This is a genomic window from Ekhidna sp., assembly GCF_965227465.1.
Taxonomy (GTDB): Bacteria; Bacteroidota; Bacteroidia; order Cytophagales; family Cyclobacteriaceae; genus Ekhidna.
Map to the genome: position 1 here is coordinate 2,334,988 of NZ_OZ245746.1, position 21,472 is coordinate 2,356,459.

Genomic DNA, 21,472 nt, shown 5'->3' on the forward strand with positions numbered 1-21,472 from the left:
TCGGTGCTATTTTATTGGATTAAAAATTTCGGCCATCATACATCTCGCACTACCTCCGCCCAGTTTTTCAATGGTGTGAATGTCGCTGTAAACGAGTTTTCCGTACTTTTTTAGTGTATTTCTTTGATCATCACTCAATGAATTGAATGCTGCGCTAGACATTACTACTAACCGCTGGTCATCACTTCCTAAAACCTGAAGCATATTACCAGCAAATTGTTCTTTCTGTTCTTCTGAAATTTCAATGATCTCCTTATTGGTTTCTTCCAGTTGTTCAACCAGATTTTCTCGTTCTTGCAAATCATCAATACTATCAAGGCAAACTATCGCAAACTCCTCACCCAGACACATCATTACATTGGTGTGATAGATTGGAAGTCGTTTCCCATTTACCGTCTGCAAAGCATGAAAAGTAACTGGCTCATATCCTGCTTCATCGCAGAAGTCTTCTAATACATTTGGCATTGTGCGCTCTGAGATAGCTGCATAGGCAATCTTATTTTGCCGGTCTAACAATAAACTGCCTGTACCTTCAAGGTATGCTCCTTTCGCTTCCCAATCGGTGAAGCTAATGATGTCATTTATCTTAAAACGCTCCTTCAAACCTTCTATGATGTCTTCTCTCCTTTCCAGCCGACGATTTTCAGCATACATGGGATACAGCCGAATTACGCCATCTTGATGAAATGAAATCCAGTTATTCGGGAAAATGGAATCAGGAGTTTGTGGGTCTATGGTATCTTCAAAAACGGTGACACTTACGCCTTCTTTTCTCAACTTATCAACAAATTGATCGAATTGCGTTTGCGCTTCCTTTTGAATATCCTCCGGGCTTACTCCTTCCTCATTTTTTTGATAATAATTGTTGACCGCTGTTTGCTCATTCATATGAAAGGCGATCGGTCGGATCATCATGATATTATTGGTAATTTGCTTACTCATATCTTCTCCGCAAAGGCATAGTTGAACATCTTAATAAACCTTCCATTTTAGCTGTTTCCCTGTAGTTGACTTCTTCGACTTTCAACCCCCACTTTCTAAATTGATCGTTAAGTCTCGAAAAGCTGCCATCTGAGATTACTACTTCTGGGCTAATGGAAAAGAAATTGGAATTCATTTCATACATCTCCTCTTTAGTTATCTCAAAAACATTGTCTGCTCCAAAGAAATTGATCAGATACTCCACATCAGCTTCATGTTTAAATCCACCTTTGTAGATAATTGCTTTGTCTTTGCCTACCGGCTGAAAACAACAATCCAAATGAAGAGCGTTTTCACGGGGATCATTATCTGATTTATTTAATTCAAAAGCCTTCACCTTGTGATCAGGGAAATTTCTACTTAAATAATCAACAGCTGCCTCATTTGTTCTTGAAACAGTGTATTTCTTAAAGTCTTCTTCCCTTGAATACCCAACAAAAATGTGATCCCTCCAAGGCATAACATCTCCACCTTCCATCCGCTCATGTTCATCAGGTAGCAATACGTTTTCTACCTGCTCTGTCACATATTCTATTCCATCCGACTCTAACTTTCTTTCTGGTGTGACACAGGGAATCACCAATTTGTCCTGGATTACAAATGAGATATCTCGCGCGAATATCTGATTCAGATTCGGGATATTTTCAGGACGGTAAACCTTAACCCCATGCTTTTCCAGCACTTTAGCCACCCCATCCATTTCTGCGATCAGATCTGCTTCTTTGGGGAAGGTGCCAGCTAGTATATGCTCCTTAGATTTTGGATCATACGTACGCTCAATCTCGGGAACTCCCCCCATATCATTGGCTATACCTAATATAACTGCCTCTAAGGGCGCTGTTTCGTCTAGTATCTTAACGGTGATCATATAAATTCGAAAATCGACGCAAAATTAAACTGAATAATCAAGGTTATTGGCATGTAATCTAAAAGGATTCTTTTATTGTTTGATCTGGCAAAGAGATTCAAAATCAAGTCCTAAATCCTTTCATGAATCCTGTTTTTAACAGATAATTGCATCGCAATCCTTTTACCTAAAATGAGAAAATACGCAGATCTAATCGATCAGACTTTTTACTTTCCAACCAAAGAATTCAAAGTAGAAAAAGATAACCTTCATTTTCATGGAGTCAATCTCATGGAGATTATCAAAGAATATGGGACTCCATTAAAGCTAAGCTACCTTCCTAAGATTGAACAAAACATTAAATATGCTTACAAAATTTTTAATGAAGCGATAAAAAAACACAAATATGAAGGAACATATACGTACGCGTATTGCACTAAAAGTTCGCACTTTCGATTTGTAGTTGAGGAAGCTCTTTCAAATAATGCACACATTGAAACATCCTCAGCATATGATATCCCTATTGTTAGGAGTATGCTTAAAGCTGGTAAGCTTACAAAAGATCACTATATCATCTGTAATGGCTTTAAAAGGCCACTTTACCTTCAAGAAGTGGCAGCCATCCTAAATGAGGGGTATAAAAATTGTATCCCGATTCTTGATAACCTGAATGAGCTGGCTCATTATAAAGAAAATGTCAATGATGAGTTTCAGATAGGTATACGTATTGCCGCAGATGAAGAACCAAATTTTGCATTTTACACTTCCAGGTTAGGGATTCGCTACAATGACATTCTTCCATATTATAAAGAACAGATCGAAGGTTCTAAAGCAAAATTGAAGATGCTTCATTTCTTTATAAACACTGGAATTAAAGATTCTGCTTACTATTGGAGTGAGCTAAGTAGGTTCATATATAAATATTGCGAGTTAAAGAAAATCTGTCCGGAGTTGGATACAATTGACATAGGTGGTGGATTTCCAATTAAGAATTCTCTTCACTTTGATTATGACTATCCGTACATGGCTGAACAGATCATTGAGAACATTCAATGGATTTGCAAAAAGAACCATGTTCCTGTCCCGAATATTTTCACTGAATTTGGAAGTTTTACGGTAGGAGAAAGTGGTGCAACCATCTATTCAGTTCTTGATCAAAAACTACAGAACGACAAGGAGCTTTGGTATATGATGGATGGCTCATTCATTACTCATATGCCTGATGTATGGGGCCTCAATGAAAAATATATAATGCTTCCAATCAATCACTGGAAAAGTCCTTATCACCGTGTGAATCTGGGGGGCCTTACTTGCGATAGTCAAGATTATTACGACTCAGAGGCCCATATTGGTGAGGTATTCTTACCTCAATATGATGAGAATGAGACTTTATATTTTGGATTCTTCCACACAGGTGCCTATCAGGAATCTTTAGGTGGTTATGGTGGCATTCAGCATTGCCTTATCCCTGCCCCAAAACATATTATTATCGATCGCGATAAAGACGGGAACATTACTCACGAACTTTTTGCTCCCGAACAAAAAAGCGAGGATATGATGAAGATTTTAGGGTATTGAGATAATTTAATTGTTCAACTAGTATCACCTTGATCAATTCAAGGTATTTTTGATAAATGTCTAAAAATCTAGTAGTCATACCAACATATAATGAATGCGAAAATATTCGCGACATCATTAATGTGACCAGGGCGCTCTCCCCGCTCTTTGACATACTGGTTGTTGATGATGGCTCTCCTGATGGTACAGCTAAAATTGTAAAAGAAGAAATTGAAAAAACGCCAGATCGTGTCTATCTCATAGAACGGGAAGGAAAGCTTGGTTTGGGCACTGCGTATATTACCGGATTCAAATGGGCACTCGAGAAGGGATATGATTACATCTGTGAGATGGATGCAGACTTTTCTCATGACCCAAATGACCTTATTCGGTTACATGCTGCTTGTGTAGAAGGAGCTGATGTTGCAATCGGTAGTAGGTACGTGACCGGAGTGAATGTTGTAAACTGGCCAATGGGTCGGGTTTTGATGAGTTATTTTGCCAGTTTCTATGTTCGAATTGTTACGGGCATGCCTTTCAGGGATAGCACAGCCGGTTTTAAATGCTACAGCAGAAGTGTGTTTGAAAAACTTGATTTAAATAAGATCCACTTCATCGGATATGCTTTTCAAATAGAAATGAAATTCAATGCATGGAAGCATGGGTTTAAAATCGTAGAAGTTCCGATCATTTTCACGGACCGAACAAAAGGTACATCTAAAATGTCAAAGGGAATCTTTAAGGAAGCAGTAATTGGTGTATTACAAATGAAGATCAAGAGCCTGTTTAAGAAATACGAACCAGTTTATTAATCAAACCTAATCGCTTTTAAAGGCCTAATTCTTGAAATTATAGCGACAGGAATCAAAAGTGTTACGCCAATGAGCGTCAAAACCAACATATTCAAACCAATAATTGTCGGTATATCAATTTGAATAGGTACATGCGACATGTAATAATTTGCTGCATCCAATGGAATGATCTTGTAATAAGATTGTAACAATCCAAGCCCTAAGCCGATCACATTGCCCCAAAATAGTCCTCTTAGAATTAGTTGAATTCCGTTTAGAATGAAGATTTGACGGATCAACTTGTTTGGAGAGCCTAGCGATTTTAGCACGCCAATCATTTGTGTTCGTTCCATAATCAAAATGAGTAATATGGAAATGATACTTGTGCCTGAAACAAATAAGATAATCGTTAATAAAACGACGACATTTCGGTTAAGCAAATTGAGCCAATCAAAAATTTGAATGTATCGATCTGTTACTTTATCTACATAAAGGTCAATGTCGAGGGCATGAAAAAGATGATCTGCTGCCTCCTCCAGCCTGTCAGTATCATTCAAAAATACTTCAATACCTCCTGCAAGAGAGTCTGGCCAATTATTTATCCTTCTTATCAAATCCAGATCTCCCAAAATGATTTTCTCATCAAACTCTTCAAGCCCGGTTTCATATATACCAGTGATTTGAAGTCTTCTGAATCTTGGAGGATTTTGCACGAAATAGATCAACACCTCATCGCCAATACCTAATTCCAGGTAATTGGAAACCCGTTTACTCATCGCAACCTCCGTTGAATATTTCTCAGCCGATAAGTTTGGAAACCGACCCTTAACCATGTGCTTCTGGAAACCGGTTGTATCAAAAGACTCATCCACGCCTTTTATAATTACACCCTGAACTTCTTCCTCCGTTTTCAGCAATGCTGCTTTCATCGCATAAGGCTGGAACCGTGAAATCATTGGATATATATTAAGAGATCGAATCAGTGAGTCATCTACAGTAATTGATGATTCTTCAAATGAAGTTGATAGTGTGTATTTACTTATTATAAGATGTCCGCTAAAACTGTAAATCTTGTCCTTAATCTCTTTTTTGAATCCATACAAAACCATAAAGGCCAAAATCAAAACTGCGAGACCTACTCCGATACTCACGACAGCTATCCGATTGATAATACCAGAAAAGGAGCCAGAAGCCTCTTTTGCTATGCGTTTTGATATAAAAAATGGAAGATTCATTCTACGAAGTGCAAAGTAGGGTTTTCAATCCTGTAAGAACAAACTAACTTGGGGATTTAATATGCAAAGATTCCTTTTTCTATCGCTCATTATTATTTCAGGATGTTCCAATCAATCACAGGAAGCTCCTACTACTATATCGCCCGGAGCATATCAAACAGAGCAATACTTGTCTCTTTTGAAAGAAAAGTCAATAGGCCTGACTGTAAATCATAGTTCGTTAATAAACGAAACTCACCTCACTGATTCTTTACTTTCATTGGGAATAAACGTAACTAAGGTATATACACCAGAGCACGGATTTACCGGAACAGTGAGCGATGGTGTAAGCATAGCATATGATAGCGCTGATTCACCTTTTGAATTGATTTCCTTATATGGTAAGAATAAGAAACCGACAAAGGAACAATTGAATGGTATTGATTTAATGATCTTTGACATTCAGGACGTTGGTGCTCGTTTTTACACATATATCAGCACCATGCATTATGTCATGGAGGGTTGCGCGAAAAACAACATTCCACTAGTTATCCTGGACCGCCCGAACCCCAATGGAAGCTATGTAGATGGACCGGTACTTGATACTGCATTTAGCTCCTTTGTTGGTATGCATCCGATCCCGATCGTTCATGGGTTGACTGTTGGTGAGTTAGCACTTATGATTAATGGAGAACGTTGGCTCGAAAATGGATTAACAGCAGATCTTACAGTGATTCCGGTGGAAAATTGGGATCATACTATCCCCTATTCATTACCTGTTAAACCATCACCTAATCTGCCGGATGATTTAAGTATATCTCTTTATCCCAGCTTATGCCTTTTTGAAGGTACAATCATGTCCGTCGGGCGAGGTACAGATCATGCTTTTCAACAAATAGGACATCCCCAATATCCTGACACCACGTATTCATTCACTCCAAGGTCCAGGGAAGGAGCTAAATGGCCTCCTTATGAGGATCAGAAATGCTATGGATTCTCCTGGAAAGGTGAAAAACCACAATATAAGTTCTCGCTCCAACCATTGATCCAAGCCTATAAAAAAATGAATGAAGTCGATTTTTTTAATGATTACTTTAAACGTTTGGCTGGAAATGATGTACTTCAAAAACAAGTAGAAATGGGAATGACTGAAAGTGAAATTCGAGCTACCTGGCAAGAATCCTTAAATCAGTTCAAACAAAAAAGAACCAAGTATTTGTTATATAACTAGAAATGGAAAAGAGAAACAAAGTTATTTATTGGATTGCCACAGGATTACTAAGCTTGATGATGATATCATCATCAATCATGTATTTCATAAACACAGAAGAAGTAACAAAAATATTTCTAAGCCTGGGATACAATGAACGAATTGTTATCCCTCTGGCAATTTTAAAAATCGCAGGCATTGCAACCATTCTCTCCAACTTCTCCAAAACGCTAAAAGAGTGGGCATATTTCGGTTTTTTACTTGATTTCACTCTTGCATTAGAAGGGCATCTCGCAGCAAATGATGGAGGTCACTACCTCGCCATAGCAGCTCTTGCACTTTGGATTATTTCATATACTTATAATAAAAAGGTTTACGATTAAATGGATTATCAAGGAATTTTAGATCAAATTCAAAACAATATAGACTGTAAAGAACTACCTGGAGAGGTTGCCACGTATATACCAGAACTTGCTAAAATTTCACCCAATAAATTTGGAATGCACCTGTGTAGTGTTATTGGTGATGAGTTCTGCTTTGGTGATTCTGAGGAGCGGTTTTCAATCCAAAGTATTTCTAAAGTCCTGTCACTGTCACTGGCCCTTTTACAGGAGGATGATAAGCTTTGGGAACGAGTGGACGTTGAACCTTCAGGGGACCCTTTCAATTCTTTGGTTCAGCTTGAACATGAAAATGGAATACCGAGAAACCCACTGATCAATTCGGGAGCTTTGGTCATCTGTGATGTCTTGATATCTAACCTGAAAGATCCTAAGAAAGAATATCTTGAATTTGTAAGGAAAATAGCAGGAAATGCAGACATTCATTACAATGAAAAAGTAGCAGAATCTGAAAAAGCTGAGGGCTTCAATAATGCCGCAATGGTCAACTTGATGAAATCATATGGAAACATCAAGAACGATGTGGAAGAAGTGCTTGATTTCTATTTTTATACGTGCTCGATAAGTATGTCTTGCAAGGAGCTAGCTAACACTTTCATGGTTTATGCCAATCACGGTTGCCTGCAAGAAACCGGTGAACAAATATTAAGTGTGAAACGTACCAAGCGTATTAATGCACTCATGCAAACATGTGGGTTTTACGATGAAGCAGGGGAGTTTTCATTTCGGGTAGGTCTTCCCGGAAAGAGTGGTGTCGGTGGGGGGATAGTAGCTATCTATCCCAATATGTTTAGCGTGGCAGTATGGAGTCCAAAGCTTAATGAAAAGGGTAATTCCACAGCCGGAATGTCTGCGTTGGAAATGCTCACAGATATGACAGGATCTTCCATTTTTTAATATAGAACTATGTCAAACACCGATCTAATAATAGAAGAACGTAGCAGAGATATTGGAGACTTCCTTGTTGGAAGACTTATCCCATTTAGAAAGAAAAGAATGGTAGGTCCATTCATTTTCATTGACCACATGGGTCCTACACCCATCAAACCGGGGACTTACCTGGATATAGATCAACATCCTCACATTGGGTTGTCTACTCTGACTTACTTATTTGAAGGAGAAATCCAACACAGGGATAGTATTGGAACAAATCAGCATATCAAGCCAGGATCAGTAAACTGGATGACAGCTGGTAAAGGTGCCACTCATACAGAACGGACACCTGCGAGTTTAAGACAAGGGCAGGAATTCACCATGCATGGCTATCAGATTTGGGTCGCATTGCCCAAAGCAAAAGAAAACATGCAACCCGAATTTCAACATTTAGATGGATCAGAGTTGCCAACATGGCGAGATGGGGCTGCCTCATTTAAACTAATTGCCGGGAAGGGTTTTGGAAAGGTGTCTCCCCTTTCCGTTCATTCAGACCTATTTATGATTGACATCCAAACTTCCAATGATTATGACCTCACCATTCAGGATCAATTAAGGGGTGAAATTGGTTTCTGTGTAGTAGAGGGTAGCATTAAAGCATGTGATCAATTAGTAAGTAAAGGAAATATGCTTGTCTCTAAATCAGAGTATGCATGTCAGCTCTCTATCCAGAGAGGGTCACGAATACTACTATTCGGAGGCGAACCATTTCCCGAGGAACGACATATTTTTTGGAATTTCGTATCTTCAGATAAACAAAAGATAGAAGAAGCAAAATCTGCATGGAAGGATAAGCTTTTTCCAAAGGTTGAAAATGACAATTCCTATATACCTCTACCCTAAAAACTACAATTATGAGATCAAATTGGTTTGAACTCCCCGTTAATGACATGGATCGCGCGAAAAAATTCTATCAGTCCATATTCAACATTCAAATGGCCGACAATATGGAAATGGGCACTTCTGTCATGTCTTTCTTTCCATTTGAACAGGATCAGGAAGGAGCCACTGGTACTTTAATTAAACAAGAAAGCTATATCCCTTCGCATGAAGGTGCACTGATATATTTTTCTGTGAAAGAAATCAATGATGTAATTCCTCGCATTGAAGCCTCTGGTGGAAAAGTTATCAATGAAAAAATGAGCATTGGTCAGCATGGGTTTGTTGCTCATTTTGAAGATTCTGAAGGCAATAGAGTAGCCTTACACCAAGAAAACTAACAAAATTTACCATTTGAGCTTTTACTATCAAAGCATAAAACAATGAAGCAAGACCCCATTGAAAGCATCGCTGAAATCTTACTGACAAAGTCCTCAATAAAGCAAAAGACTTATCGCAATGTCTGTAAGGCTTTCAAGCAACTAAAAAAAGAAGCTAAGTCAGTAATTGATGAACTTAGATCAAGAACTACAGATCGCGATGAAGATGTTAAATTGGAAGTTGAATCAGTCAACGATCAGGAATTTCATGTGCACGTTGCAGGAGATCTAATCGTTTTTGTACTCCATACAAATATCATCACCTTGCCAGCTGATTATGAGTACAACAAATCCGATTACGTCCAAGACCAACCACTTCGAAAATACATGGGTCAAATAAATGTATACAATTTCATGGCCGACTCTTTTGAGTTTAATCGACTAAATGATCCTGGTTATCTATTAGCAAGATTGTTAATAAACTATGAAAATCATTTTGTCGTTGAAGGTGATAGGCAGATCGGTTTTATGTTTGAATCTGTTTCAGCAAAGTCTTTAGAAAAGGTAGACTTAACTGTTTTGATCAAACTTATAATTGCACAAGCTGCTGAAAATGATCTGATAGCACCACCATTTCCCAAGATTCGTAATATCACGGTTCGGGAAAAGTTGGAAAAAACGCAATCACTTGGAGCCGGAAATAAAATTGGTTTTCAAATGAGTTACCAAAACGAAACTAAAGCATAAATAACTATGAGCACCATTCAATCCAATTACACAGGAATGACCATAATCGAAAGATTAAAAGTGACCGGTCAGTTTCAAACTTTCAAAAGAACTTTGAAAAAGAATAAAGAAAAAGCCAGACAAATGCTGGAATCTTTAAATCTTGATCAAAAGTCCATAGAGAAATTCTTGAAATCAAAGTTTTAAACGCCTCACATTCGTTCCTCTCTTTTTCTCAATGAGATTTGACTGGTAAAGTTTACTACACCAGCATAGTTGAGCGAGACCTCAATGCCAGTTCGTATTCCCGACGTTAACTGATGGGTTAACATTAAATAAATATTAAAATCCGCTGATGGTTGATGCTTAATACCTATTAAATTATTAGTGGTTTCATACGCTGAATTCCACTTTGAATCTACTTGACGCAGTGTTTCAACCTGCTGCATTTTCCGAATCACCAACACGATGATATCATCTGAGATTTCATAATTCCTATTTGTTTTCACTTGTCCGATAGCAAAAAAATAATTAGCCAGCATGATCAATATGATTTGAACCTTAAAGCGAATCATAACCTATCGAAACTTTGAGTATAAAGCTTGATCAATGTTGAAAGCAATACTTCGCTTTAATGAGTTGGATTTTTTGGTAACCCGAATACCTACTAGTATTAATACCGTACCTAGAAGCATCCAAGCAGATACTTTCTCTTCCAAAAAGATCGTGCCCAACACCACTCCATATATGGGCATCAGATAGGTTACAAGCGAAGCATATGCCGCACTTGACTGTTCGATTAACTTGAAGTAAATAATAAATGCTATCGCAGTTCCAAAAACTGTTAACATTAAAACCGAACCTATCGCAGGCATGCTTAGAGAGGTTATTTCAAAGTTCGGATATAATAAAACAGCTAATGGTATCAGATAGATAGAAACAGATAATAGCTGAGCTGCTGGCGCCTTTATAGATGAAGTTTTAGCGAAATATTTCCGAATTAATGTCAGACCAATACCATAACTAACTGTTGCCAGTATAATTGACATAATACCAAGGAAATTACCTCCTGAACTCATTCTGAATCCCGGCATTACTAAAACCAACAACCCAATAAAGCCCAGTGCTATACCGAATAATTTCCGGTTCGTGATTTGCTCTTCAGCAATCATAAAATGAGCAAAGATGATGGTGAATAGTGGCATCAACCCATTGATCACAGATGCAAGTGAACTATCCACATATTGCTCTCCCCAATTGATCAAAACAAAAGGAAGTCCTTGTGCAAAAAAACCTGCTATCACGGTTTTCTTCCAAAAATCAAGGCTTAGAGGTAAGTGCCTTTTTTGAAGTAGCAGAATAAGGTTCAGAATAATCGCTGCAATACCGATTCTTATTGCCGCCAACATAACCGGAGGGACTTCTGCAACAGCGATTTTTATGAATAGAAATGACGGACCCCAAAGGCTAGCCAATAGTATCAGTAAGTAGATGTTCTTGGTTTTCATAATGCGTTCTTTTGTATTCCAAATTGAACGCTATTAAAATTCGAATGAACTATTAATTGGATGAATTGATTTTATCAAAACAATTAAATTTACTAATATTGAATGATGGAAATCAGGCATTTAAAATTAATTAGGGAGGTTGCAGAGACTAAAAGTCTCACCAAAGCAAAGGATGCATTATTTCTTTCACAATCTGCTCTGAGCCATCAACTAAAGGAAATTGAAAATCAACTTGGAACTCAGCTATTCCACCGGGTAAATAAGCAGCTAATCCTTACCAATGCCGGGAAGATGGTGCTAGAGTCTGCGGAAAGAATCCTTCAGGACCTGGAGAAGACAGAAATGTCAATTAAAAAGTACGTTTCCGGTACAAGTGGCACATTGCGGTTAGCCACTCAGTGCTACACATGTTATCATTGGTTGCCTTCGCTCATGACGGATTTCAATAAGGAGTTTCCAAATGTGGAGTTAGAAATATTCCATAGCAATGATGCGAGCGTCGAAGATCAAATTTTAGATGGATCAATAGACCTTGCGATTATATATGAAAATTCAGATCGTCAAAATGTAGATTATCATGAGTTATTCAGAGATGAGGTCTTTGCCTTGGTTCCCGCCGGGCATCCTTGGACCAAGAAATCCTTCGTTGAAGCTCAGGACTTTCAGGACCAGACGATCATCATTCACTCTTATCCGCTGGAATCAGTCTCACTCTTCTCGCAGCTATTAATTCCTGAAGGTGTCAGTCCTAAAAAAGTGATGCAGGTACAAGTTACAGAGGCAGTTGTTGAGCTTGTGAAAGCCGGGATGGGTGTGAATGTGATGGCAAAATGGATCGTAGAGCCATATTTACAAGATAATCGACTAGCCCTCGTTCCGGTGACAAAGAGAGGTATACACCGTACCTGGCATGCAGCCACTTTAAAGGATGAAAAAAGACCTCAATATTTAGAAAATTTTGTTCAGCACTTGAGATGTAACATTGGTGGCCTTTGTTGCTGTACCAATTAGTCCACTTTTTCTAGCTCCTCTTCTGTATAATCTGTGGGTTTACCTAGGTGTTCAAACTTTTCGACCTCCTCTTTAAATTCTTGTAACCGAATTCCAACCCGTTTATAGGCAGGCCCTCCTAAAGGTAAGTGGACCGGTGGTTCGTCAAGCGTTGTTACCTCATACATTGCATTAGCTGCTTTAATCGGATCACCTACCTGGTTGCCTGATACTTCACGGATACTTTCCATATTTTTATTAGCAGTCTCATTGTATTCATCAATAGACGACTCGTTATAAGTTGCTGATCTTCCAGCCCAGTCTGTCCTGAATGGTCCGGGCTCTATATTAGTAACTTTTATACCGATATGCTTAGTTTCTGCAGCCAGTGCCTCTCCTATCCCCTCCAGAGCAAACTTGCTTCCATTGTATATTCCAACTCCCGGAAATCCGTTTAGACCGGCAATTGATGTAATGTTTAAGATATTGCCACTTCTTTGTTTGCGCATAAAAGGAAGGGCCAATTTCATCATTCTGACGCACCCAAATACATTCACATCAAACTGTCTTTGTATCTCATCCTCCTTTGTTTCTTCGATTGGTCCTAAAGTGCCATATCCAGCATTATTAACCAGGACATCTAACCTTCCAAATTCTTTTGCTATGATTGCAGCTGTTTGGTCAATCGTATCCTGTTTTTGCACATCCAAAATCACCCCCTTTACCAGTTCCGGATTGATAGCCTCCAGATCAGCTATTTGTTCCTTCCTTCGAACAGTTCCAATAGCTATTTCTCCTTTTCCAGCAACAACTTTTACTAATTCCCTACCAAAACCGGTAGAACACCCGGTGATTAACCAAACTCTTTTACTCATCTTATTTTATTTTGAACTTCAACATGAACAATTCTCAAATTGTTCGCTTCCTTTAGATTGAAATAATCTTTATTGTTTTACCATTGTGATCTAATCAACTAAACTCTTTAACTTCATCCTGTCATTCCAAATTACCAAAAATCATGAAGAAACTAACCTACATACTAGCCACTGTATTTTCATTTTCTGCTTTTAGTCAAGCTCCAATCACAACCATTCCATTTGAGCTTTTCGGAGATCATATCATAATTAAAGTAAGTGTTGATGATTCTGAACCATTAGATTTCATTTTCGATACTGGTTCAGGTTATACAGTTATTGATACGGATGTAGCACAGGAATTGAGTTTAGAAGGTAAGAAAATCGAGATGAATCAAACATCTTCTGCATGGCACCTGATAAAGCATAACACGATCGCCATCAATCATTTCTTAATGGAAAAAAACACGAAGGTTTACTCTACAGATCTGGATCACCTGGAAATCAGCCTTGGAATGGATCTCGATGGAATCATTGGGTATGATCTGCTTCGTCACCACTCAATCTACCTTAATTTCGATACAAAAACCATCAATATTTACGATCATAGCAATTCTCCGAAGAGAGGTGATGCAATCCCTTTTACACTCCAGGTTTCCATTCCAGTGATAAAAGGAACGGTCGTTCTAAATAATGGGGAACCACATGATGGAACTTTCTTTGTGATGACAGGGGCCGGCACAACGCTTGATTTCAACTCACCATATGCCGAGCAATGGGATGTGATTAACAAGACTGGAAAACACTACTCTTATGCAGTTAAAGGACTCTCTGATGATGAAACGCTTCATTATGAGGGACATGTTGAGTCATTCAAATTTGGAAATCAAACCATTGAAGATCTGCCAATAGGCATAAGCACTGCTACTTCTGGTATTCAAGCAGACAAGAAAGTTTCTGGTATTATTGGTTCCCAGATTTTACGTATGTACAACATGACCATTGATTATGGAACAAAGATGATGTACTTAGAAAAAGACCATACCTATGATGCAAACTTCAAAGTAAACTGTAGCGGTATTGATGTTCAACTTTCAAAGGACAAGCGAAAAGTCCTTATCCACCAGGTTTTTGAAGATAGCCCGGCATCTGAGGCAGGCATCAATATGAATGACGAATTAGTGAAAATAAATGGCAAGTCCATGTTGGAAGTCAATCTGGCTGAGGTAAAGAAAATGCTAAAACAAGAAGGAGAAACAGTTGAACTGGTAATTGATCAGGGAGGTACCGAAAAAACAGTATCATTAAAATTAAGATCCCTAATTGAATAAATCTGGCTTTAGGCTTTCTTTGCGTTTATGAGCAAAGACTTAAGGATTATTTTTCTTGGAACTCCAGATTTTGCATCAGCGAGTCTTAGGAAATTAGTTGAGAATGATGTGAATGTTGTAGCTGTTATTACAGCACCAGACAAGCCAAAAGGGAGAGGCAAAAAACTAGGCATTTCTGCTGTAAAATCGTATGCTGTGGAAGCAGGACTGGATATTTTACAGCCCACCAACCTTAAAGATCCTGCCTTTATAGAAGAGCTCAGAAGCTACCATGCAGATCTCCAAATAGTAGTGGCTTTTAGAATGCTTCCAGTAGCAGTTTGGGATATGCCTCGATTAGGAACTTTCAATTTACATGCTTCCCTCCTTCCGCAATATAGAGGAGCCGCTCCCATCAATTGGGCAATTATAAATGGCGAAACAGAAACTGGTGTGACCACCTTCTTTCTAAAGCATGAAATAGATACCGGAGAGATAATCTTTCAGGAAAAAGAACCCATCAATGAAAATGACAATGTTGGCAGCCTTTATACCAGGCTGATGGAAAAAGGTGCAGACCTGGTTTTAAAAACAGTCAAAGCAATTGAACAAGTTGATTACCCACAATTACCCCAAGAAACAGATAAACCTTTAAAACCAGCTCCTAAAATTTTCAAAGAGGACTGTAGAATAGATTGGCAGCAACCATCGGAGAATATTAGAAACTTTGTAAGGGGTCTCTCCCCCTATCCTGCCGCCTGGACACAGCTAGACGGCAAGGGAATGAAAGTATTTGAAGTACAAAAGTCCACTGAGGGAACAAATAAGCCGATTGGTGAACTTTACTCCGATGATAAAAATTATATCCGCATAAACACTAAAGACGGAACACTTGACCTACTGGACTTGCAATTAGAAGGCAAAAAAAGGATGAAAGTGGATGAATTTCTCAGGGGTTATCACTTTACGAATTAATTCATTTAACGAAAAATACCATTGGACGGGCCAGCTTAGTGGCCCAATTAATCCAATCTCGGTAGTCACTTCTTTGTATTTGCCTAATAACAATATTTCCTAAAATCGAAATGAATACGTAAAGTGTTAAGACGATAAACAGACTCATGGTTAACTTTAATTTAATTTCGAAAGAAAGAGAAATATTGGATTTATGATCATTTCAATGATAGCTGCAATGGGCAGCAATAGGGTAATCGGGAAGGATAACGATATTCCCTGGCATCTGCCTGACGACTTCAAATACTTTAAAAACACCACCAAAGGTCATCATGTCATAATGGGGAGGAAAAATTGGGAGTCTCTCCCTCACTCATTCCGGCCACTTCCACAGAGGCCTAATATTGTAATCACACGTCAGGAAGATTATGAAGCCAGTGGAGCAAGAGTTGTACAATCACTTCAGGAAGCAATCGAACTTGCCAACAATGAGGGGGAACAAGAAGCTTTTATTATTGGCGGTGGTGAAATCTACCGAATGGGACTTGATATAGCTGACAAGATTTACCTGACGGAAATCAATGAGTCGTTTGAAGGGCAGGTCACTTTTCCAGAATTTGACAAAGCAAAATGGAAGGAAGAATCAAGAGAACATCACTCAACTGATGATCGTCATAAATTTTCTTTTGATTTCGTAGTATATTCAAAGAAATAAGCAATCATTATGGATATTGAATCACACAAAAGAACACTTGGCATCATTCACATTGTCTATGGGTCTTTAATTGCCATTACTTTCCTATTTATCGGAAGTTTAGTATCAATCTTATTTCCGTTTATATCGGAAGAAATTGCAAATGATGTTGGCAGAGATGCGGATGAAATTTTATTCATGGTGAGTTCAATCATCCGAACAATTTTCATTTTATTATTAATTTTCTCTGCTCTTCCATCTATTGTTGGAGGTATCGGTTTACTTCAAAAAAAGAGCTGGGGTGTGGTTATCGCACTCATTGCAGGATGTGTCTCTATTTTCAGTTTTCCTTTTGGTACTGCAGTCGGTGTTTATAGTATTTACGTATTTGTAGAGAACAATAAGCGTAAGAATGACCAAGATAAAGAATAGTGTAGTCTGGCTTACCGGAGCAAGCTCCGGTATTGGGGAGGAATTGGCCTATCAACTTGCTGAAAAAGGTGCAAAACTGATTATATCCGCACGGCGTAAGGAAGAATTAAAGCGTGTAAAGGAAAACTGTAAGTCAGAGACGGTGGAAATACTGTCACTTGATTTGGCAGATAGTTTTTCATTAAAACAACGTTCGAAGGAAGTAAATACAATTTTTGGCGATGTAGATATTCTAATCAATAATGGAGGGATCAGCCAAAGAGACACCATTTTAAATACTTCTTTAGACGTTGACCGTAAGTTGATGGAGGTTAATTACTTCGGTTCCATTACTTTATCGAAAATGTTGCTACCTGGAATGGTAGAGCGAAAGAAAGGTCATCATGTGATCGTTACCTCCACAGTGGGAATAATAAATACGCCATATAGATCAGGATATGGAGCCTCTAAGCATGCGCTTCATGGTTTCTATGATGCGCTTCGTGCAGAGCATCACGATGATAACATAATGGTTACCATTGTACTACCTGGGTATATTAAGACAAACATCTCTTTCAATGCATTAATTGGAGATGGATCACAACAGAATAAGATGGATCCCGGTCAAGAGAAAGGTATGGCACCTGAAAAATGTGCTCGCCTAATTATAAAAGCCATAGAAAGCAACAAACATGAAGCATATATAGGTGGCGCCAAAGAGAAACTTGGGATCTATTTGAAAAGATTCTGGCCAAAAGCAGCAGCTAAGGCGATAAGAAAATTGAGAGTGACTTAGTGAAAAGATTGATTCAAATAGCATTGTTTGCAGGCATCCAACATGCCTTTGCTCAGCAACTCGAATTGCTAAGACCTCACCATTTTAGCTCTCAAAAAATTGAGCAAGAATGGGTTTATGTCAAGTTCAAAACGGAAAGCAACGTAGTATTTCCTGGCAACTCCCTGAAATCTCTATCACAGGCAGATCAGGTCAATAAACTGAAAGTCTTAAAGCTAAAAGTCCCTGAAGGTAAGGATCCAATCACTTTCTGTAATGATCTCCGAAAATCAGGACAGTATCTATATGCTGATCCAATAGTCCAATACCAACCCTTATCAATACCATCTGATCCCTTAATTAATAACCAGTATTATTTAGCCAATATTCAGGTGGAGAAGGCGTGGGATATAACCACAGGAGATGATGACATTACCATTGGTATTATTGATTCGGGGCTTGATCTGGATCATGAGGATCTGATAAACAATCTATGGCAAAACATCGCAGATCCAATCGATGGAGAGGATAACGATGGAAATGGATACATAGATGATTTAAATGGCTATGACTTTGCAGATGTTGATAATGATCCCAACATTGAAAATGGTAATCATGGAATGATTGTAGGTGGTATAGCAGGGGCAAGCACCAACAATGGAAAAGGCATTGCAGGGGTCGGTTATAATACCAAAGTAGCTGCATTAAAGGGGTTTAAATCTGCCAGTGGAAATAGTAACGGCTTATATGAGGCAATTATCTATGCAGCCGATAATGGGATTGATGTTGTCAACCTTTCCTGGGGGCGAATGGGCCTCCCGTTACAATCCGAACAAGACATTATCGATTATGCAGTACTGGAAAAGGATGTAATCGTGATTGCTGCAGCAGGAAACGAAGGCGGAAAATCCACAGAAGAAAACATGTGGTATCCTGCCAGCTATAATCATGTTATTTCCGTAGGTGCATCAGATGCAGATGATATGAAATCAACTGGATCTACATTCAATTATGCGGTAGATCTGGTTGCACCCGGTGTTAGTATGTTTTCTACAATTGGTAACGGTGGGTACGCAAATGGAGGACCAGGGACCTCTTACTCAGCTCCTCAGGTTGCAGCAGCAGCTGCTTTAGTAAAAGATCAATTTCCCGATTTATCGGCCATACAGATTATGGAACGAGTACGTAGTACAGCAGATGACATATACGACATTGGGACCAATTCCATTTATGATGGTAAGCTAGGTAAAGGAAGGCTTAATATTTTTCGAGCAGTTAGTGAGTCAAATGTAAAAGCACTTAAGTCAACAAATCTTCATCTAACATCAAACTTTGGTACTCAAATTTTTTTCGGAGATACTGTTCAGGTAACAGCAGAGCTTATTAATATTTTATCTCCGATTAATAGTCCCCTAATCAGCATATCATCACCTGAAAATGATTTTAGTATTTCGAAAGAAACATCTCAACCTGGTTTCTTAAATACGGGTGATACTGCTCAAATTTCTTTTGAAGTTATTTTAAATGAAGAAGTTCTTCCAGAATCTACCTTAGACATAAGATTGGATTATGCAGCCACGGGATACACTGATTTTCAATTTTTAGAAATTACCACTTCACCGAATTATGTGGATTTTGGTAATGACAATATGTTCATCACAATTAGTGGAAATGGCAACCTGGGATTTGATTCTTATAGTCAAAATTTTGTAGGAGCAGGATTTCAATACGAGTTAGATACACTCATGATTTATGCAGGATTGATGCTAGCAACAAATTCTGCCTCGGTTTCGGATAATATTATTGCGAACTATTCAAGTCTCGCTCGAAATCAAGATTTCAGCGTTCAAAAAAATTACAAACTTTACCATCATCCGGCGGCTGATCATTTTGGATACTCAGAGTTTACCGATACCAATAACCCATTAATTGTAGAACAATCAAATATTGCTTGGGATAACGAGGACTTCCTTATTATTAGATACCGTATTGTAAATAATTCAGAAACTCCAATTCATAATCTTTCTTTCGGAATTTTTGCTGATTGGGATTTGGGTAATAAACTAGCTAATTACGCGGAGTATGATTCCATTGACGATTACATCTACGCGAGAAATGAATCAAGTAATCAATTCGCAGGAATTCAGATCATTGGCAGTATTAATTCAGAATACTCTGCATTAGACATAGGCAATCTAAATGGGAATTCACAAGACATTGATGTCATATTTTCAGATGATTTGAAGTATGACTTCTTGGTCAATCAAGAGATTCAATCGGCTGGGTCCGAGGGTGATGGTAATGATGTAGCCACCATTAATGGTGTTACAATTGATACATTGAACTCATATGATGAAACATTTGTAAATGTCATCTACAGCGTAGCAAATTCAAGAGAAAATCTGGAAACTGAATTGCAAAATGCTCAAGAGAAATTAGATGAGTTCTTACAAAAACCCCGTGTATTGGAGAAACTTTTTACCTGTGATGGTTCCTCAATCATTATCAATCCAGTTTCAGGCAATAATTATGAGTTCTTTACCGATCCGCTAGGGCAAAACCTGATCACTGCCGGGTCGGAACTAAACGCTTCTAACCTATCAAGTGATACGTCATTTTATGTCAAGAACATAGACGAAAATTATCCATCAGATATTTTTGAAATCAGGGTTAATTTATTCGCAGAGATAGCAGATTTTGAGATGTCAACAGACACACTCTATTTGGATCACCCAACTACCAATGTGGTTCAGTTTACTGATCAAAGTATTGATGCAATATCATGGAGTTGGGACTTTGGTCAAGGTACTTCTTCATCCTTGCAAAACCCTTCATTGTCATTTTCTGAAGCCGGTACTTATACAATTAACCTCTCCATTGAGAATGCACAGGGATGTGTGGATTCCCAATTGAAAAATCTGGTTGTAGCCAATCGCCCTTCCGCTCCCAGCTTGTCTGATGTAATTATCTGTCCCGGTGAAGATGTTTTACTAAATGATCCTACTGCTGATCGAATACAGGTTTATGCGTTTGAAGATCAGACTGAACCGTCATCAAGCGGATCCATGGTAACCATCTCATCTATTCAAAAAGACACAACAATTTATTTATCTGGTATTTACAATTCATTTGAAAGTCTAAAAACAATCCTCACTATCGATGTAATGGAGGTTAATGGCAAGATTTTTTCAATACCGGATACCTTATCAGAACAACATCAAATAATGATTACTGCAGCTGAAATTGGTGCTGGCGCAAGTATTCAATGGCATGTTAATGGCAATGACTCAGGATCCGAGGAATCAATACAAATCCCAGCTACTTCTGGATCTACTGATATTACACTGACTATTACGGATGCAAACGGATGTACTAACACGTTGATGGAAGTTATTAATGTGAGTACTTCTCCTTTTGCCTCACAGCAGGATTTAATCTCGTGCAATCAGGATTCTTTAGTTATCAAACCCTCTAATGGTACTTATTTTGGTTTTTATGAAGATGCTGAATTAACCCAATTCATCAAAAAAGGCACTCAACTAAAAACAAATTCACACGATAAGGTCTACATCGTAGGCCTTGATGATGGTTTGCCTGGTATGCCTATTGAAGTGAATATTCAAAATGAGAATCCACATGTTGAAATTAATTATACCTCCGAAACTATTAGAAACAAAAACCAAGTAACGCTTTCAACAGAATCAACCGTTGAGCTCGTAACGTACGAGTGGTTTTTGAATGGTGATCCAATAGAGACTACAGCAAATCCAACCATATTTCTGGATAACGAGCTATATGAAATTACTTTGCAATCTCACTCAGCAATAGGCTGCTTGGCTTTAGATACCTTATTTCTTGACTTTATCCCGCCCTTATCAATTGGTGATAAACATGATAACCAGGTTTATCCTAATCCGACAAACGGATTAATAAACTTCAAGTATGAAAAAATTAAGCACATAGAAATCTATCAACTTGATGGAAGACTGGTCGAAATCAGGAAAGTATTAAATAAAGAAGTAGATATATCACATCTCAAAAAGGGATTGTATTTGATCAAAGTTTATAGCGATCAAACTCCTGTTACTCATCATGTTCTACTTCGATCTGAGTGATG

General features: G+C 38.3%; 22 protein-coding genes. 16 read left to right on the forward strand and 6 right to left on the reverse strand.

What is annotated here, in order from left to right; translation table 11 throughout:
- Positions 1-6: 6 nt before the first annotated feature.
- Both ctlX and ACO05G_RS10240 read right to left on the reverse strand, forming a co-directional pair.
- Positions 7-942, reverse strand: coding sequence for a citrulline utilization hydrolase CtlX (gene ctlX, locus ACO05G_RS10235; RefSeq protein ID WP_421762699.1), 936 nt, complete (start codon positions 940-942; stop codon positions 7-9).
- Complete coding sequence (locus tag ACO05G_RS10240) at positions 935-1,849, reverse strand: dimethylarginine dimethylaminohydrolase family protein (protein ID WP_421762700.1); 915 nt, start codon at positions 1,847-1,849, stop codon at positions 935-937. The genes ctlX and ACO05G_RS10240 overlap by 8 nt, the downstream gene beginning before the upstream one ends.
- A 171-nt stretch (positions 1,850-2,020) precedes the next feature.
- Here ACO05G_RS10240 and ACO05G_RS10245 point away from each other — a divergent pair, with 171 nt between their 5' ends.
- Positions 2,021-3,406 (forward strand): arginine decarboxylase, encoded by a 1,386-nt coding sequence (locus tag ACO05G_RS10245; protein WP_421762701.1) that lies wholly within the window; start codon positions 2,021-2,023, stop codon positions 3,404-3,406.
- 56 nt (positions 3,407-3,462) lie between these two features.
- Positions 3,463-4,197 carry a polyprenol monophosphomannose synthase gene (locus tag ACO05G_RS10250; RefSeq protein ID WP_421762702.1) on the forward strand — a complete coding sequence of 245 codons (735 nt, stop codon included), beginning with the start codon at positions 3,463-3,465 and terminating at the stop codon, positions 4,195-4,197.
- Here the strand turns inward: ACO05G_RS10250 and ACO05G_RS10255 are convergent.
- On the reverse strand, positions 4,194-5,411 hold the full coding sequence (locus tag ACO05G_RS10255) for an ABC transporter permease (RefSeq protein WP_421762703.1): 1,218 nt from the start codon (positions 5,409-5,411) through the stop codon (positions 4,194-4,196). The two genes, ACO05G_RS10250 and ACO05G_RS10255, sit on opposite strands and share 4 nt — an antisense overlap.
- A gap of 61 nt (positions 5,412-5,472) precedes the next feature.
- Between ACO05G_RS10255 and ACO05G_RS10260 the strand changes: the two genes are divergently transcribed.
- Genes ACO05G_RS10260 through ACO05G_RS10290 form a run of 7 tightly spaced genes read left to right on the forward strand, consistent with a single transcriptional unit; the run spans position 5,473 to position 10,066 of the window.
- On the forward strand, positions 5,473-6,621 hold the full coding sequence (locus ACO05G_RS10260; RefSeq protein WP_421762704.1) for an exo-beta-N-acetylmuramidase NamZ family protein: 1,149 nt from the start codon (positions 5,473-5,475) through the stop codon (positions 6,619-6,621).
- 2 nt (positions 6,622-6,623) lie between these two features.
- On the forward strand, positions 6,624-6,983 hold the full coding sequence (locus tag ACO05G_RS10265; RefSeq protein WP_421762705.1) for a DoxX family protein: 360 nt from the start codon (positions 6,624-6,626) through the stop codon (positions 6,981-6,983).
- Positions 6,984-7,898 carry a glutaminase gene (locus tag ACO05G_RS10270; protein ID WP_421762706.1) on the forward strand — a complete coding sequence of 305 codons (915 nt, stop codon included), beginning with the start codon at positions 6,984-6,986 and terminating at the stop codon, positions 7,896-7,898.
- 9 nt (positions 7,899-7,907) lie between these two features.
- Positions 7,908-8,777, forward strand: coding sequence for a pirin family protein (locus ACO05G_RS10275; RefSeq protein ID WP_421762707.1), 870 nt, complete (start codon positions 7,908-7,910; stop codon positions 8,775-8,777).
- A gap of 11 nt (positions 8,778-8,788) precedes the next feature.
- Positions 8,789-9,154 carry a VOC family protein gene (locus tag ACO05G_RS10280; RefSeq protein ID WP_421762708.1) on the forward strand — a complete coding sequence of 122 codons (366 nt, stop codon included), beginning with the start codon at positions 8,789-8,791 and terminating at the stop codon, positions 9,152-9,154.
- A gap of 42 nt (positions 9,155-9,196) precedes the next feature.
- The gene (locus ACO05G_RS10285) at positions 9,197-9,880 is read left to right on the forward strand and encodes a hypothetical protein (RefSeq protein WP_348284219.1); all 684 of its coding nucleotides are present in this window, start codon (positions 9,197-9,199) and stop codon (positions 9,878-9,880) included.
- 6 nt (positions 9,881-9,886) lie between these two features.
- Positions 9,887-10,066 carry a hypothetical protein gene (locus ACO05G_RS10290; RefSeq protein ID WP_348284218.1) on the forward strand — a complete coding sequence of 60 codons (180 nt, stop codon included), beginning with the start codon at positions 9,887-9,889 and terminating at the stop codon, positions 10,064-10,066.
- Positions 10,067-10,071: 5 nt separating this feature from the next.
- Here the strand turns inward: ACO05G_RS10290 and ACO05G_RS10295 are convergent, their stop codons facing one another.
- On the reverse strand, positions 10,072-10,434 hold the full coding sequence (locus tag ACO05G_RS10295; RefSeq protein ID WP_421762709.1) for a hypothetical protein: 363 nt from the start codon (positions 10,432-10,434) through the stop codon (positions 10,072-10,074).
- Between the two features lie 3 nt (positions 10,435-10,437).
- Positions 10,438-11,367 carry a DMT family transporter gene (locus ACO05G_RS10300; protein WP_421762710.1) on the reverse strand — a complete coding sequence of 310 codons (930 nt, stop codon included), beginning with the start codon at positions 11,365-11,367 and terminating at the stop codon, positions 10,438-10,440.
- 102 nt (positions 11,368-11,469) lie between these two features.
- Here ACO05G_RS10300 and ACO05G_RS10305 point away from each other — a divergent pair, with 102 nt between their 5' ends.
- Entirely contained in the window at positions 11,470-12,378 is a 909-nt protein-coding gene (locus tag ACO05G_RS10305) for a LysR family transcriptional regulator (RefSeq protein ID WP_348284215.1), read from the forward strand.
- On the opposite strand, the gene ACO05G_RS10310 is transcribed toward ACO05G_RS10305, so the two are convergent.
- Positions 12,375-13,232 carry an oxidoreductase gene (locus ACO05G_RS10310; RefSeq protein ID WP_421762711.1) on the reverse strand — a complete coding sequence of 286 codons (858 nt, stop codon included), beginning with the start codon at positions 13,230-13,232 and terminating at the stop codon, positions 12,375-12,377. The two genes, ACO05G_RS10305 and ACO05G_RS10310, sit on opposite strands and share 4 nt — an antisense overlap.
- Positions 13,233-13,375: 143 nt before the next feature.
- On the opposite strand from ACO05G_RS10310, the gene ACO05G_RS10315 reads away from it, so the two are divergent.
- From ACO05G_RS10315 to ACO05G_RS10340, 6 genes are all read left to right on the forward strand, one after another.
- The gene (locus ACO05G_RS10315) at positions 13,376-14,542 is read left to right on the forward strand and encodes an aspartyl protease family protein (protein ID WP_421762712.1); all 1,167 of its coding nucleotides are present in this window, start codon (positions 13,376-13,378) and stop codon (positions 14,540-14,542) included.
- Positions 14,543-14,569: 27 nt separating this feature from the next.
- Entirely contained in the window at positions 14,570-15,496 is a 927-nt protein-coding gene (fmt, locus tag ACO05G_RS10320; RefSeq protein ID WP_421762713.1) for a methionyl-tRNA formyltransferase, read from the forward strand.
- 193 nt (positions 15,497-15,689) lie between these two features.
- On the forward strand, positions 15,690-16,190 hold the full coding sequence (locus ACO05G_RS10325; protein WP_421762714.1) for a dihydrofolate reductase: 501 nt from the start codon (positions 15,690-15,692) through the stop codon (positions 16,188-16,190).
- A 9-nt stretch (positions 16,191-16,199) separates the two neighbouring features.
- The gene (locus ACO05G_RS10330; protein WP_348284210.1) at positions 16,200-16,601 is read left to right on the forward strand and encodes a hypothetical protein; all 402 of its coding nucleotides are present in this window, start codon (positions 16,200-16,202) and stop codon (positions 16,599-16,601) included.
- Positions 16,582-17,376: an SDR family oxidoreductase gene (locus tag ACO05G_RS10335; RefSeq protein ID WP_421762715.1), complete on the forward strand. Its 795-nt coding sequence runs from the start codon at positions 16,582-16,584 to the stop codon at positions 17,374-17,376. Before ACO05G_RS10330 ends, ACO05G_RS10335 begins: the two co-directional genes overlap by 20 nt.
- A complete protein-coding gene (locus ACO05G_RS10340) occupies positions 17,376-21,470 on the forward strand; it encodes a S8 family serine peptidase (protein ID WP_421762716.1) in 4,095 nt (1,364 codons plus the stop codon). The genes ACO05G_RS10335 and ACO05G_RS10340 overlap by 1 nt, the downstream gene beginning before the upstream one ends.
- Positions 21,471-21,472: the final 2 nt, after the last annotated feature.

Coding starts and splice junctions, on each gene's coding strand:
- ACO05G_RS10280 (WP_421762708.1), top strand. CDS start 8,789: ATGAGATCAAATTGGTTTGAACTCCCCGTTAATGACATGGATCGCGCG.
- fmt (WP_421762713.1), top strand. CDS start 14,570: ATGAGCAAAGACTTAAGGATTATTTTTCTTGGAACTCCAGATTTTGCA.
- ACO05G_RS10300 (WP_421762710.1), bottom strand. CDS start 11,367: ATGAAAACCAAGAACATCTACTTACTGATACTATTGGCTAGCCTTTGG.
- ACO05G_RS10265 (WP_421762705.1), top strand. CDS start 6,624: ATGGAAAAGAGAAACAAAGTTATTTATTGGATTGCCACAGGATTACTA.
- ACO05G_RS10260 (WP_421762704.1), top strand. CDS start 5,473: ATGCAAAGATTCCTTTTTCTATCGCTCATTATTATTTCAGGATGTTCC.
- ACO05G_RS10315 (WP_421762712.1), top strand. CDS start 13,376: ATGAAGAAACTAACCTACATACTAGCCACTGTATTTTCATTTTCTGCT.
- ACO05G_RS10310 (WP_421762711.1), bottom strand. CDS start 13,232: ATGAGTAAAAGAGTTTGGTTAATCACCGGGTGTTCTACCGGTTTTGGT.
- ACO05G_RS10245 (WP_421762701.1), top strand. CDS start 2,021: ATGAGAAAATACGCAGATCTAATCGATCAGACTTTTTACTTTCCAACC.
- ACO05G_RS10285 (WP_348284219.1), top strand. CDS start 9,197: ATGAAGCAAGACCCCATTGAAAGCATCGCTGAAATCTTACTGACAAAG.
- ACO05G_RS10275 (WP_421762707.1), top strand. CDS start 7,908: ATGTCAAACACCGATCTAATAATAGAAGAACGTAGCAGAGATATTGGA.
- ACO05G_RS10335 (WP_421762715.1), top strand. CDS start 16,582: ATGACCAAGATAAAGAATAGTGTAGTCTGGCTTACCGGAGCAAGCTCC.
- ACO05G_RS10295 (WP_421762709.1), bottom strand. CDS start 10,434: ATGATTCGCTTTAAGGTTCAAATCATATTGATCATGCTGGCTAATTAT.
- ACO05G_RS10270 (WP_421762706.1), top strand. CDS start 6,984: ATGGATTATCAAGGAATTTTAGATCAAATTCAAAACAATATAGACTGT.
- ctlX (WP_421762699.1), bottom strand. CDS start 942: ATGAGTAAGCAAATTACCAATAATATCATGATGATCCGACCGATCGCC.
- ACO05G_RS10255 (WP_421762703.1), bottom strand. CDS start 5,411: ATGAATCTTCCATTTTTTATATCAAAACGCATAGCAAAAGAGGCTTCT.
- ACO05G_RS10325 (WP_421762714.1), top strand. CDS start 15,690: ATGATCATTTCAATGATAGCTGCAATGGGCAGCAATAGGGTAATCGGG.
- ACO05G_RS10240 (WP_421762700.1), bottom strand. CDS start 1,849: ATGATCACCGTTAAGATACTAGACGAAACAGCGCCCTTAGAGGCAGTT.
- ACO05G_RS10330 (WP_348284210.1), top strand. CDS start 16,200: ATGGATATTGAATCACACAAAAGAACACTTGGCATCATTCACATTGTC.
- ACO05G_RS10250 (WP_421762702.1), top strand. CDS start 3,463: ATGTCTAAAAATCTAGTAGTCATACCAACATATAATGAATGCGAAAAT.
- ACO05G_RS10305 (WP_348284215.1), top strand. CDS start 11,470: ATGATGGAAATCAGGCATTTAAAATTAATTAGGGAGGTTGCAGAGACT.
- ACO05G_RS10290 (WP_348284218.1), top strand. CDS start 9,887: ATGAGCACCATTCAATCCAATTACACAGGAATGACCATAATCGAAAGA.